Origin of the sequence: Leptolyngbya sp. GGD (genome assembly GCF_026735145.1) — a bacterium.
GTDB lineage: Bacteria > Cyanobacteriota > Cyanobacteriia > Leptolyngbyales > Leptolyngbyaceae > Leptolyngbya > Leptolyngbya boryana.
Genome location: NZ_JAPQKE010000004.1, coordinates 189951 through 204111, shown reverse-complemented (window position 1 = coordinate 204111; position 14161 = coordinate 189951). Strand labels below are relative to the sequence as shown.

Here is a 14161-nt window from a genome sequence, read left to right as displayed (position 1 = left end):
GTGCCTTGAGATTAATTCTTAACTAAACCTAAAAAAATGCTGACCTGCATTATCTCTTTCCAGAGAGGGAAGATCCCCCGATTTCTAGAATGGGATACTCTGCCGTGAGGATGCGAGTCAGCATTCGTAGGATACATACGGACTTATCAATTCAAGCTTATTTGTTCATACAAGGCTTGAAGACTTTATGGAAAATTCAAAAAAGTGTTTCTGAGAGCTTTTCTCCAGTGAGAGATACGAGTAATCTTAGGAGTGCAACTGTAAATTTTTGGATGAAATGATAAGTTGTGCGAGATATTTCAGTAATTTTACGATTGACTTCGCAAGGTTGTTTTGAACGGTCAAGCCACTTACTCTTATCTAAATTTCACAGTTGTAAGCATCATACAAAAGCGCTCAAACAACGCTTTTTTGTAAGCGAAAGGGGTTTATCAAAAGACCATGAATGAAACTTATCAGTTTGGGGGAGCGCAGCTACTCATGGGCGACCAAATCCTAGCTCAACTTCCTCCGCCTGGAGAGGCTCCATATTTAGTAGTCTTTGGGGTCAATATTGGCGATATTCTCGTGAAATGGGGCGGGGCATTAATCATCTTCCTGCTCGGTATTATTATTGCCGCCTTTGTTTCGAGTATTGTTCGTGGACTCTTGAAACGGACGACTCTAGACGATCAGCTTGCAAATTGGATGTCTGGCGGTCGCACTAGAGCCGATTTTAAAGTTGAAAAACTCATTGCATCGATCGTGTTTTGGATTATCACGATCCTGGCATTGGTGGCTGCATTAAATGTGCTCGGTCTGAATACCGTTTCACAACCACTCAACAATTTCCTCAATCAGATTTTTGCGTTTCTGCCTCAGTTAGGTGCGGCTGCACTTTTAGCAGGTGTCGCCTGGGTGGTGGCAACTTTGGCAAAAACGATCGTGGTGCGTACCTCAGAATCATTTGGGCTAGATGAGAAAATCTCTGATCCAGAGGATTCCACTTTAGAAGCCAGTCCTTTTCGGCTCAGCGATACCTTAGGAAATGCAGTTTATTGGTTTGTTTTCCTATTTTTCTTACCGCTGATTTTGGGCGTTTTGAATCTCCAAGGCCCGCTTCAGCCTGTCCAGAACTTGCTGAATGACATCTTAGGCGCGCTTCCCAACATTATTAAGGCGGCTGTCATTGGGGTCGTTGGCTGGTTCTTGGCGCGAACTGTTCGCGGCATTGTCACGAACTTACTGGCAGCAACCGGAACAGATCAAATTGGCGCAAGAATGGGACTCAATCGAGCGCGAGGCGGGCAATCTTTGTCCTGGTTGCTCGGAACGATCGTGTATGTTTTGATCTTGATTCCCACGATCACCGCAGCCTTAGATGCCCTGAGTATTCCGGCAATTTCGGCACCTGCAACTGCAATGCTGAATCAAGTATTGAATGCGTTGCCATTAGTCTTTACAGCGGCGGCAATTTTGGCAGTAGCTTATGTGGTGGGTAAATTCATCAGCGATTTGGCTTCAGGCATTCTCGCCAGTATTGGATTTGATAATCTCTTTTACTGGCTTGGGTTGCAAGCGGCTCCAACGACTCCGACCGTTGCCCCCGATCGCTTTGACACCGAATTTCAAACGGGCGAAACCATGCTTCAGCCCGATCAGCCAACCGGGTTGCGTAGCCCCTCTGAGATTGCAGGGGTAGTGATCTTAGTCGGTATCATGCTGCTAGCGACCGTTGCCGCAGTTGATGTGGTGAATATTCCAGCATTGACCGCGATCTTGTCCGGAATTTTGGTGATTTTCGGACGGATTCTAGCAGGGTTGGCAGTCTTTGCTGTAGGGCTATACCTTGCGAATTTGGCTTATAGCTTGATTACCAGTTCGGGAAGTCGGCAAGCGAAATTATTAGGTCAAACGGCTCGAATTGCGATTATTGGCTTAGTTGCCGCGATGGCGCTTCAGCAAATGGGGATCGCATCGAACATTGTCAATTTGGCGTTTGGACTGCTGCTGGGCGCGATCGCGGTTGCAATTGCGATCGCATTTGGGCTTGGCGGTCGGGATGTTGCAAGCGAGCAACTCCGGGACTGGCTGAGAAGCTTTAAAAATTAAAACTTGAGCCAAAGCGAAATAGAACTGCGTCGGGGATCTAACCCGGCGTTTTTTTTGGGCGATCCCGAGATTTCACGGAGGGATCACATCGGCTTCAGGTGTACAAGAATGGAGTTGATTTCCCGTGCCAAATTCTATGGCTCCTGTCCTGAATTCGCCTCAATCCCCTACCCGTGAAATCGATGCTTCTCAATCGACCGAAGCGCTGATTCAATTGCGTCAAGTGAGTAAAACTTACGCGAATGGCAGTCCAGCGCTGACTGGAATCTCTTTGTCTGTCAACAAAGGTGATTTTTTATTTATTACAGGACCGTCTGGCTCTGGGAAATCGACGCTTCTTAAGTTGCTCTACGGGGCTGAGCGTCCTTCAGACGGGGAAGTTTTAATCGATCGCGAGAATCCTGCCCGCTTAAAAGGCAACAAACTTGCGTTCTTGCGGCGACGCATTGGCGTTGTGTTTCAGGATTACAAATTGATTCCGCGCCGAACCGTGGCAGAGAATATTTCGTTTGTGCTGTGGGCGCAAGGCTATTCGCGAGGTGAAATTCAACGCCGTTTACAGCCTGCTTTGAAGATGGTGGGACTCGTTCACAAAGCCGATTGTTTTCCTGAAGAACTGTCCGGTGGAGAGCAGCAACGGGTAAGCATTGCCCGTGCGATCGTGGGTACACCTCCGATTCTCTTAGCCGATGAGCCAACTGGAAATCTTGACCCGGATAATTCGTGGCAGGTGATTAAAATTTTGAAGAAGCTAAATCAGATTGGCATTACTGTGCTGGTGACGACTCACGATGAAAATCTGATTCGGATGGCAAACCATCCAGTCGTGCAAATCCGTGGTGGCAGATTATATCGAGAGCGTTAAGCCTTTTCTAGCCAATCAAAAATCTGATCTAACTGGTTTAAGGTGACTAAGCCATATTGCCAGAGAATCATCGGCAAGGGTTCGGTGTCGATTTGGCTATGACGTACCGCCAAATCGATCGCTGAATTGGGCAGAGCCAGTTCAGTTTTGAGAAATTCAATTAATTTTGATCGTTTCGCTTCCATCGTGCAGCTACCCATTTATGAAAATCAATTTAACTTATGTAAACAGTTTCTTACAATCCATAGATCATCCTAAAGGTGAGGATTTTTGGAATTGAACAGAGAGAAACCTCTATCCCTGAAATTACGGAGATGTATTGAGAGAGGTAGGGGAGTTGCCCGAAATTACCGACTTTTCAAATCTAATCTTTGTCCAATCTGAGTAAACCAAATAGTTTCAGCAAGATTATTAGAACTTGTTGAAACTTAACCATTGATTTTCTCAGGGACTTTAAGCATGTCATCACCTCAACTGATCATTTGGAGAAAACAAGCTGCTGATCGCTTGCAGCAAGTCTTATTTAGCATGACGAGCCAAGATTTACAGCCGATCGATGCTCATGTGGATACGCTGCTACGCCAGTTGAGTAACCTTCCGGCACGTCCAAGCGATCGTGCGCCTTATCAAGGTAGTTTTCCGAATGAATCGGTCAGTGGGGCACGGGTGAAGACAGTGAACCGCTTAAGACAGTTGATTGTGAATATTAAGGGTGCAGAGTTTCAACCGCAAGATCAAATGGTGGATGCAGCTTTGCGATCGATTCTCAATCTGCCTGCGCGCACGACTCAGAATCCTTATGCTGAGATTTTTCCTGAAACGCCGCTGCCTGCGATTACGCTCAATCATTTATTAAAGATTGCACCGTATGCGGATACTCATCAACTGACTTCGCTCTTTCCTCATTTACTGCTGACGATGGCGGAATATGAGATTTCGACTCCCATGCGGCAGGCACATTTTCTCGCGCAGTTGATTCATGAATCGGGTTCGTTCAATTACTTGGAAGAGATCGATCTCGGTGATTATCTAGAAGGTCGCGAAGATTTGGGGAATGTTCATCCTGGAGATGGTCGTCGGTTCAAAGGGAGAGGGCTGATTCAGATTACGGGTCGTGCCAATTATGAGGCGTGCGGGTTAGCGCTAGGTGTGAATTTGATTGAGACTCCGACTCGCTTAGCTGAGCATGATTTAGCTTGTTTGAGTGCAGGCTGGTTTTGGTCGAAACATGAAATCAACAAGTTTGCTGATCGCGATGATGTGGAGACTGTGACTCGGACGATCAATGGTGGATTGAATGGGTTTGCCGATCGACAATATTATTTGGAAATTGCGAAGAAAGTGTTGAACGTGTAAGGCAAAAGGTCAAATCGGACGGATACCTGAGTCGAAACGCCCGATTTGAGGTCTTTTGTGATCTGAGCGGATGCGATGGCACGATAGAATGTCTGCGTCTCAAGCGCATCCTTATGTTTTTATTTCTCTCCAAACTGCTGCCAATCTTCCTTTATCCGTTGGGTTTGAGTTGCATTCTCCTGTTGATTACGCTGGTTCTACTTTGGAAAAAGCGATCGCGACTTGCCCTCATTCCGGTTACGCTTACCGGATTAATTTTGTTTCTCAGCTCGAATGCCTCGGTCAGCAACGCGATCGTTCAATCCTTAGAATTTCAATACTTGCCGCAACAAATTCCGACGGCTGACGCGATCGTGGTTCTCGGTGGTGCAACTGAATCAGCAATTCCGCCGCGCCCGTGGATTGAACTGAAAGAAGAAAGCGATCGTGTGCTGTACGGCGCAAAACTGTATCGAGATCAAAAAGCTTCTCGAATTATCCTCAGCGGCGGACGCATCGATTGGCGACCGAGTAGTTCGTCTGAAGCAGAAGATATGGCAGTGTTAATGGAAACGATGGGCGTTCCGCGATCGGCAATGCTACTCGAACCGAATTCACTCAACACTAGAGAGAACGCCGTAAATTCATTAGAGATCATGAAAGCGCAAAAGATTCAAAAAATCCTGCTCGTGACTTCTGCCATGCACATGCCCCGCGCCATGATGATTTTCAGAAAACTAGGAATTGATGCGATCGCTGCTCCAACCGATTACATAGCACTCCAGATGGATCAAGCATCTCAATCGAAGATAGAAGCGACCATTCTCGATTTCTTCCCAGATGCAGATCAGATGCGGCGAACAACGCGGGCGCTGAAAGAATATCTGGGGATTTTTGTCTATCGATTGCGGGGATGGGCTTAAAGAGGTGGGGAAATCCACTCCCCACCTCCCTACCCCTTAACCAATGTTCCAAATTGTAAAGACTCGTTGCAACTCTTAATAAAACTGTGGAGAAGCATTGCGGGAAGCTTGGTAGACTAGGAGACGTAAAAAAGTCGTGGAATGCTGATGGTAAAACCGTTTATCAGATCCACGCACCGCACATGAACCACACTGCGCGATCGTAAAACTCATGGTAGATTCTCTTAAAAAACCAGGCTTTGAAGAACTGCGCCCCGGAATCAAAGTTCCAGCGAAAGAAACCATTCTCACGCCGCGCTTCTACACCACCGACTTTGACGAAATGGCGCAGATGGATCTGTCTGTCAATGAGGAAGAATTTGAAGCACTCGTGGCAGAATTGCGCAATGACTACAATCGTCACCACTTCGTGCGCGATCAAGAATTTGAGCAATCCTGGGATCACATTGATGGTGAAACCCGCAAAGTCTTTGTCGAATTCCTAGAGCGCTCTTGCACGGCTGAATTCTCCGGCTTCTTGCTGTACAAAGAACTCTCGCGCAAACTCAAAGACCGCAATCCTCTCCTGGCAGAAGGATTTGAGCTGATGTCCCGTGATGAAGCGCGTCACGCCGGATTTCTGAACAAAGCTTTATCCGACTTCAATCTCTCGCTTGACTTGGGCTTTTTGACCAAGAGCCGCAAGTACACCTTCTTCAAGCCGAAGTTCATCTTCTACGCCACCTACTTGTCTGAGAAGATCGGCTACTGGCGGTACATCACAATCTTCCATCATCTGAATGCTCACCCTGAAGATCGGCTCTATCCGATTTTCAAGTTCTTCGACAACTGGTGTCAGGACGAGAACCGTCATGGTGACTTCTTTGATGCTTTGATGCGGACTCAGCCCCAGTTCTTGAACGATTGGAAAGCGAAACTGTGGTGTCGGTTCTTCTTGCTGTCGGTGTTTGCAACCATGTACTTGAATGATATTCAGCGTACCGACTTCTATGAAGCAATCGGGCTAAATACGCGCGAATTTGAGTACACCGTGATTGAGAAAACCAACGAAACCGCAGGTCGCGTGTTCCCGATTATTCTCAACGTTCAGCATCCGGAGTTCTACCCACGCTTAGAAACTTGCGTGAAGAACAACGAGAACTTAAGAGCGATCGACAGCACGAATGCTCCGAAATTTGTGAAGACCCTGAAGAAATTGCCTTACTACATCTCAAACGGTGTGCAACTTGCGAAGTTGTACTTCATTAAGCCGATTGATATGACGACAACCCACGGTCAAGTTCGCTAGACATCTAAAACCCCTTGGTCAGGAGCGGTTCCATCATGGAGCCGCTTTTTCTATGGAAACCTACCCAGAATTTTCGCTTCAATGTTAGGAGTGAGACATGAGCATTGACGATGAAAGCCTCAATTATTGGGTTGATGATTCTGATCGGATCGCCTGGATTTGCAGCAGAACTTGACCTCGATCCGACCGTGATTCAAAACAGCCCGGTGCTACAGCGTTGGCAAAAACAAGTGCCAAATTTAGCAGACAAAATTCGCAATGATCCGAGTTTTCGGACACGATATCGAGTTGGTTATGCGTCTGAGCTATACATTGGTGTAGAAGATTTGCGACTCGATCGCACAAATTTCACTACCAGCGCGAACTATCGAGCCTCAAATTGGGGAGCCGATCTCCACTACTATGTGCGTCCACTCGGCAGTTATATCAATGTCGCGCCGACAGTTGGATATCGACATTTAGAGACAGCGGAAGGCGCAAATTTAGGAGTCAGAGCGTTATTTGTGCTGTCGCGTGGAGGAGGAGCAGATATCAGTTTGACTCAAAGTTGGGTGGCTCCCTTTAGCGTAGAAGAAACAGGACTCACCACTTTATCGATTGGCTATGCGTTGACGCATAATTTGAGGCTTTCAACAGACATCCAAAAACAGAATTCGCGCGATCGTAAAGAGAGCCGATTTGGAATTGGACTCGAATGGATGCCTTAAGATAAAGAAGTTCTGATTTGAATTGTGCGACTCGTGACTACTACTCCGCTTCCTCCTAATCGCTCTGTTTCGATTGAAAACCGTCCGGACAAACTCGGCAGATTTGGTAAATTCGGCGGCAAGTATGTGCCGGAAACCTTGATGCCCGCCTTGGCAGAACTCGAAGCTGCGTACCAGCAGTACAGTCAAGATCCGCAGTTCCAAGCTGAACTTCAAGGGTTACTCAAAGATTATGTCGGTCGCCCTAGTCCGCTTTATTTTGCAGAACGCTTGACCCAGCATTATGCCCGTCCCGATGGCACAGGCGCACAGATTTATCTCAAGCGCGAAGATTTGAATCACACAGGCGCACATAAGATCAACAACGCGATCGCTCAAGCGCTCCTCGCAAAACGGATGGGCAAACAGCGCATTATTGCTGAAACCGGAGCAGGTCAGCATGGTGTGGCAACGGCAACCGTTTGTGCGCGGTTTGGGTTGAAGTGCATTATTTACATGGGCGTTCACGATATGGAACGTCAATCGCTAAATGTGTTTAGAATGCGCTTGATGGGTGCGGAAGTTTGCCCGGTTGCATCAGGAACAGGAACACTGAAAGATGCAACTTCAGAAGCGATTCGCGACTGGGTGACGAATGTCGAGACGACCCATTACATTTTGGGATCAGTCGCAGGGCCACATCCCTATCCGATGATCGTTCGAGATTTCCATGCGATGATCGGACAAGAAACGCGATCGCAATGCCAAGAAAAATGGGGTGGGCTGCCTGATATTCTCATGGCTTGTGTCGGCGGCGGCTCGAATGCGATGGGACTGTTCCATGAATTTATTCCTGATTTGAGTGTGCGGATGATTGGCATCGAAGCCGCAGGTCATGGTGTCCCGAGCGGCAAACATGCAGCGACCTTAACGGCGGGTAGAGTTGGGGTCTTGCATGGTGCGATGAGCTATTTGCTGCAAGATGAGGATGGTCAGGTGATTGAACCGCATTCGATTAGTGCGGGCTTAGACTATCCGGGTGTTGGTCCTGAGCATAGCTTTTTGATGGAAGCAGGTCGGGCTGAGTACTATGGCGTGACGGATCAGCAAGCATTGGATGCGTTTCAAAGATTGTCGCAGTTAGAAGGAATTATTCCGGCACTGGAAACCTCTCATGCGATCGCATATCTCGAAACCCTTTGTCCTCAGCTTTCGGGCAGTCCTCGGATTGTCATTAACTGCTCGGGACGGGGCGACAAGGATGTTTTGACCGTCTCGAAGATGCTCAATCCTTAGAGCTTTCTGTGCTCGTTATAAATTACCCGAAAGGGTAATATCCGCTCTCCGTAGCGATGCTCTGTAGAGGTGATGTAATCACTACCATCTACAGAGCATCATTATGCAAATGAATCACTCTTCTAGCGCTCCCCAAAAGAGCATCTTTCAAAGCACCACGTTTTGGGGGGCGGTTTTGACTGCGATCGCTGCTATCTCACCCGTAGTTGCTAAAAACATCGAAACCTATCAAAACACTGGAAAAATTGATCCGAATGGTATTTCTCAGATTGTTGTTGTTCTAGCAACTTCTGGAGTAACGATTTTGGGACGAATCAATGCTACTGATGTTGTTTACACTCCGTCTGGATTACCTGGAGCGGATAAGCCCAAGGAATAATAGAGTTGGGGAAATGTTAGAACGGAGTATCATCATCGTCCTCTTCTTCGACCTCTTCTAAGGGTGCAGCGTCCGCAGCGAGGGATTGCTCTGCTGTTTCAAGTATCTCGATTTCTGGCTCTTCGGCATCGATCAATTCACCATTAAATGCTTCTGCTAGGATTCTTGCTGCACGAGTCACTTCGTCTTCATCCCAATCTGCCCTAGACAGAGGAACATCTTGAGGAGGCTCTTCTATCGGGGCTTCAACAATGGGCTGCGGTGGAGCAGGGCTAGGTGAAGTCGATTTAGATACAGTCGGTTTAGGCGGTTCCTCAACTTTTGATTCAGGAAGTGGAGCAGTCGGTGTATCCAAAGTAGGGGCAATGACTAAGCTGAGCTTGATCTCTTTTTCAAAGGTCTTCGTTAATGCAGCTAAGATGCTCTTTGATCGGCTCTGTGCCATCGGTAACAGCTTTTCAGGAATGCCGATTTGAATTGCATCGCCATTGTATGAGAGAAGCGTGCCATGCTGCTTGAAGAGTGCCTGGGTTCCAAAGGGTTGAACTTTGCTGATGATCGTTTGCCATAAGCGATCGAGATCCCCATCAGCACTTTCAGGTTCACGAGGTTGCACTGCCTGTACAGGCTCTGGCTCTGGTTCTACAACAGGTTGAACAGGTTCAATCGGTTCTGCAATCGGTTCTGCGATCGGCTTGGAAATGCTAGGGTTTGCAATCGGTTTGGAAACGCTTGCTTTTATAGGTGGAGTAATCGGTTGGCTTGAAACGGTGCTGGTCGATGAAGACAAGAGTCCCATTAGAGTTACTTCTAACCAAAGACGCGGCTGAGTTGAGTTTCTCAGTTGAACTTCGCTTTCTTTAAGGCGTTGTTGTCCAGCAAGAATCGTTGTGATCGACATCGATTTAGCAAATTCGCACAATTGCGCCCAAGTTGGTGCAGTCATTGCGACTAAATCTCCACGACTCGGAGCCGTTTTTGCAATGAGAAGATCGCGATAAAAGCCTGCTAGGTTTTGTAGCACGATTAGTGGTTCTCGTCCGCGATCCATTAATCTCCGGGTCGTATCCAGCACAGTTTCAGGCTGATTTTGCGCGATCGCTGCAATCAGTGCCATCAAATCGCGCTCTGGCACAGCACCGACGAGATCCCACACTCGCTCAACAGTAATATCGCCCGATAAGAGACTCAATTGATCGAGCAAACTTTCGGCATCGCGTAAGCCCCCTTGCGAGATTTGTGAGATTAGATAAATTGCATCCTCTGCGATCGCGATTTGTTCTTTTTGCGCAATGGTTTTGAGATGTTTAACCATGCTGTCGAGCGGAATCCGCCGAAAGTCGAATCGCTGACAGCGAGAGATGATTGTTGGTAACACGCGTTGTGGATCAGTGGTCGCTAGAACAAAAACAACCTGTTCTGGCGGCTCCTCTAAAGTCTTCAGCAGTGCGTTAAAGGAAGCTGAAGTCAGCATGTGGCAATTATGGACTAATAGCCCGTTTGCTACAAAGTTGTGATTATCTTCGACTTCGATATCGTAGACGGGTGCAAGCTCTCCTAACTCGATCGACTCAATTGGCTCTAAACTTGTATGCCATTGCTGGGATTGAGAAAGCTTTGAGGTCAGAGATCCATTGACGAGTGGCTCTTGCACCCATGTAAATGTATGGGTAGCGTTTTTCGGCTTTGCGGGCATAGTGAAGCTTTGCAGCATATCCCCAATCGTTGAGCCATGCAACCAAGAGTTGGTTTTCTTCGATCGAGAATCCTTGCGTGTGGAGTCTAATCGACGGGCTGTTGGTACTGGTAATACTAAGCGATCCATCATCCATGTACCACCAAGCCAATCCTTCTGAAGTAACTTGATTGAGCCAGTCTTGTGTAACTGTTTTCTTTCCTGAAGGTTCAGGCTTAACCACTGCACACACTTCTCGAAGTTGAGGATGGCAAGCTGTACGGCAGTAGAATGCTGTCTTTCCGCTGGAATATCCCATATTGGGAGCAGACCAGGTTGTAGGGTGCAATTGTGCCAGTCGCTGTGCTTTGTGTTCCAGCCATTCTTTTTGTTGCTCTGAATGGATGAAGGTAAGCCTGGGAAAGCGACTATGGGAGTTGGGGTAAGTAATTGAACTATCTCCCAGTAAAGTTCCATAAATAAGTCCCAAGCATTCTGCATCCAATGTCTCAAATGCTTCCAAATAGCTTTCGGTGCGGGTGTTCCAGATTCCGTGCCCTTGTCGGTAAGGATGCTTCTGCCAATGCTTTTGAACAGTCTGGGCGTTAACTGGATGGGAGCGGGTGAAAAAGTGGGTTGGAATGTCCAAGAGTTTGCCACATCCGCAGGCACAGAGAGGTCGCGAAGCTTCCAACTCAGCAATCCGCTCAGGAATGGATTGAACAATTCGATGATTCTGTTTAGTCGGGTGTTTTTGCCAGTACTTTTGGATATAGGTAACGCTGAGATGTTCTGCGATCGTTGGAATGTCCAAGCGCTCGCCACATCTGCAGGCGCATAGAGGGCGCATTGACTCCAACTGTTCCAACTTGGCTTGATAGGGTGTGGGCTTGAGTCGATGATGCCGTTTGTAGGGGTACTGTTTCCAATATTTTTGGTAAGTAGAGAGACTGGCAGCGTTTTTGAGAAAGCTGGTTGGGATGATGAGAAGCTCACCGCAGCCGCAGGCACAGAGAGGTCTGAATGCGTCGATTTCTGACTGTGTAGCTGCTTTGGTGCGTTTTTTGGGGATAGAATCTGCATCCCAGGCTTCAGGTTGCTTGCTGAGATCCATCCTTGGGTTGTCCGGATTAAATGATTACCAGTACATTTGATTGTACTGCTTTTTGTTTTAATCACGAACACTTGGCGGCTGCCTTGGTCAAACCAGTTCAGAACTTTCTTGTATTCCCAGGTTCCGGTTTTATCGTTGTAGCTTAAAACTTGCTTGCCAACTAATGTTGGATCATCAATTCGAGTCAGCCCTTGATCTGTTTTAACCAGTGTGTCCCCTGTTAGACATTCATCAATGACATAGACTTTGTAGCGACATTGCACTGGGGCAAATTGAGCACGTTCTATTAATTCACGAATGTTATCAACGCCAGTATTACTGGCAGCATCGATTTCAATGACATCTAAAGCATTTCCCCTCGTAATTTCTTGGCAGGTTTGACAAACGCCACAAGGATTGTCAGTTGGAGCATTCGCTGCAATGCAATTGAGAGATTTTGCAAAGATTCGGGCGCTAGAAGTTTTGCCCGTGCCGCGTGCGCCCGTGAAGAGATAGGCGGGGGCGATTCGATTTTGGAGCAACGCATTTGAGAGCGTTGTCGCGATCGCTTCTTGACCCACAAGTTGCGAGAACGTTTGGGGACGGTATTTATGATGCAGGGGAATATAGGTCACAGATCAATCAGCAAATCGACTGATTGATCCTACCAAGCGATCGTGAATTTGAGTTTATTCGGCTTTGGGTTTCGTCACACCGAAGAACGCTTTATAGATTTCATGGGCAATGGGAACTGCAGCAGTCGCACCATACCCCCCATTTTCAACCACTACGGCAACGGCGATCTGCGGATTATTCGCTGGACCATAGCCGACATACATCGAGTTATCTTCTTGCCCCTGCACTTCTGCCGTTCCAGTCTTCCCTGCCGTGAGTGGAATCGAACCATCATTCAAGCTCTGAGCCGTTCCAGCTTGCACAACCGCAATTAATCCCTCTTGCAGCACTTTCAAAGCAGCAGGGTCAAATGCGAGCGATTCAGGTTGCATATTCGGCTGATAAGTCTGATGGGCAAATAAGTGCGGCTTGATGCGCTTGCCCCCATTTGCCACCGTTGACACCATGACTGCCATCTCGAGTGGGGTCATCTGCACCATGCCTTGCCCGATCGAGGTACTGACTGTATCCCCGACATACCACTGCTCGTTAAAAACCTTTTCCTTCTCCTTTGGGGTCGGAATCATGCCATGACTTGCCCCATCTAAGCCCATCGTCGAAGTCGTGCCCACGCCAAATTTACCACCCCACTGCGCGATCGCTTCAGGTCCAATTGACATGCCGAGTTGATAGAAGAATGAATTACTACTGACTGCTAGGGCATCCTTAAACCCGATTGTGCCATAGCTTGCATCGCCGTGCTCGTGGAACAGTGTGCCGCCAATGTTCATAGCGCTGTAGGTCGGCAGCATTGAAGTTGCATTGAACTTACCGGATTTCATGGCTGCCATTGCCGTGACAATTTTGAAGGTACTACCGGGTGGATAGCCTTGCAAGGCACGATTTAAGAAAGGATGCTCTTTCTTTTGCAATTCATCCCAAGCTTTCTGGCTAATCTTGCGCGTAAACATGTTGGGGTCAAACGTTGGTCCGCTTGCCATTGTCAACACGCTTCCTGTTTTGACATCGAGAGCCACGACCGCGCCGCGCCGACCGCCTAATGCTCGTTCTGCGGCTTGTTGAAGTTTTACATCTAACGTGAGTTGTAACGGCTGTCCTGCCACAGGCTGCTGAGTTCCTAGCATTTTTAGCTCTCTGCCAGTCGAATCGACTTCGATGAGGCGATTTCCCCAGGTTCCACGGAGTACTGCATCCTGAATGCGCTCAATTCCCATTTGTCCGACTAACATGCCATTGGGAAATTCAGGATGCGCTTTGAGATCTTCTGCGGTTGCTTCACCGATGTACCCTAAAACATGGGCTGCTAGGCTGCCAAACGGATATTGTCGAGTTGATTCAGCTTGCACTTCTAAGCCGCGAATCTGCCCGATTTCGTTAATTGCGGTGTATTTCTTCTCGTCAATGCCGCGCAAAATTCTGACCGGAGCCACTGATTTATATTGAACCGCTTCTAGTTTTTTAAGAATTTCTTCTTTGGGAATCTCTAAAAGTTGGCTAATTTTCTCAGCCGAAACCTGCCATTGCTCTTTGGTTTGCTCGCGTGGATAGAGATAGACCGATCGTGAAAGTCGATTCACGACGATCGGCGTACCTTTGCGATCGATTAAATTTCCCCGATCTGCCACGATCGAAATGGATCGAATTCGGTTCTGGTCAGCCAGTTGACGGTTGCGGCTGCCTTCGACCAGTTGTAAATATGCTAACCGGAAGCCACAGATACTCATCAAACCACTGGCAAGCATAAACAAGATCACCGCTCGGAAAGACCGTTGCGATCGCGCTTTATTTACCCAAGAACTGGCAGAGACGGAAAGGTTTGCCATAAGGTCAAGACGAATTCAATGGATCGAAATTACTGTAACAGAAACTTTGCGACTACGGAGTTCTCCGACAA

General features: G+C 47.6%; 11 protein-coding genes. 8 read left to right on the top strand and 3 right to left on the bottom strand.

Annotated features, from left to right (window positions below):
* Positions 1–441: 441 nt before the first annotated feature.
* Positions 442–2091 carry a mechanosensitive ion channel gene (locus tag OU814_RS20140; protein ID WP_268241911.1) on the top strand — a complete coding sequence of 550 codons (1650 nt, stop codon included), beginning with the start codon at positions 442–444 and terminating at the stop codon, positions 2089–2091.
* 124 nt (positions 2092–2215) lie between these two features.
* Complete coding sequence (ftsE, locus tag OU814_RS20135) at positions 2216–2956, top strand: cell division ATP-binding protein FtsE (RefSeq protein WP_239741304.1); 741 nt, start codon at positions 2216–2218, stop codon at positions 2954–2956.
* On the opposite strand, the gene OU814_RS20130 is transcribed toward ftsE, so the two are convergent.
* Positions 2953–3141, bottom strand: coding sequence for a DUF2949 domain-containing protein (locus OU814_RS20130; protein WP_017287018.1), 189 nt, complete (start codon positions 3139–3141; stop codon positions 2953–2955). The genes ftsE and OU814_RS20130 overlap by 4 nt on opposite strands.
* Before the next feature lie 274 nt (positions 3142–3415).
* Here OU814_RS20130 and OU814_RS20125 point away from each other — a divergent pair, with 274 nt between their 5' ends.
* The 6 genes from OU814_RS20125 (at position 3416) to OU814_RS20100 (ending at position 8863) form a co-directional block, all read left to right on the top strand.
* Positions 3416–4312 (top strand): glycoside hydrolase family 19 protein, encoded by an 897-nt coding sequence (locus OU814_RS20125; RefSeq protein ID WP_017287017.1) that lies wholly within the window; start codon positions 3416–3418, stop codon positions 4310–4312.
* Positions 4313–4425: 113 nt separating this feature from the next.
* Positions 4426–5214, top strand: a complete 789-nt coding sequence (locus OU814_RS20120; protein ID WP_017287016.1) for a YdcF family protein — start codon at positions 4426–4428, stop codon at positions 5212–5214.
* Between the two features lie 211 nt (positions 5215–5425).
* Positions 5426–6502, top strand: coding sequence for a magnesium-protoporphyrin IX monomethyl ester (oxidative) cyclase (gene acsF, locus OU814_RS20115; RefSeq protein ID WP_017287015.1), 1077 nt, complete (start codon positions 5426–5428; stop codon positions 6500–6502).
* 110 nt (positions 6503–6612) lie between these two features.
* Positions 6613–7209: a hypothetical protein gene (locus tag OU814_RS20110; RefSeq protein ID WP_268241910.1), complete on the top strand. Its 597-nt coding sequence runs from the start codon at positions 6613–6615 to the stop codon at positions 7207–7209.
* Between the two features lie 33 nt (positions 7210–7242).
* Positions 7243–8484 carry a tryptophan synthase subunit beta gene (gene trpB / locus OU814_RS20105; protein ID WP_190647391.1) on the top strand — a complete coding sequence of 414 codons (1242 nt, stop codon included), beginning with the start codon at positions 7243–7245 and terminating at the stop codon, positions 8482–8484.
* Positions 8485–8587: 103 nt separating this feature from the next.
* Positions 8588–8863, top strand: coding sequence for a hypothetical protein (locus tag OU814_RS20100; protein WP_268241908.1), 276 nt, complete (start codon positions 8588–8590; stop codon positions 8861–8863).
* Between the two features lie 16 nt (positions 8864–8879).
* Here OU814_RS20100 and dnaX read toward each other — a convergent pair whose 3' ends face one another.
* Positions 8880–12266 carry a DNA polymerase III subunit gamma/tau gene (gene dnaX, locus OU814_RS20095; RefSeq protein ID WP_326498322.1) on the bottom strand — a complete coding sequence of 1129 codons (3387 nt, stop codon included), beginning with the start codon at positions 12264–12266 and terminating at the stop codon, positions 8880–8882.
* Between the two features lie 54 nt (positions 12267–12320).
* Positions 12321–14090 carry a penicillin-binding protein 2 gene (mrdA, locus tag OU814_RS20085; RefSeq protein WP_268241907.1) on the bottom strand — a complete coding sequence of 590 codons (1770 nt, stop codon included), beginning with the start codon at positions 14088–14090 and terminating at the stop codon, positions 12321–12323.
* Positions 14091–14161 lie beyond the last annotated feature (71 nt).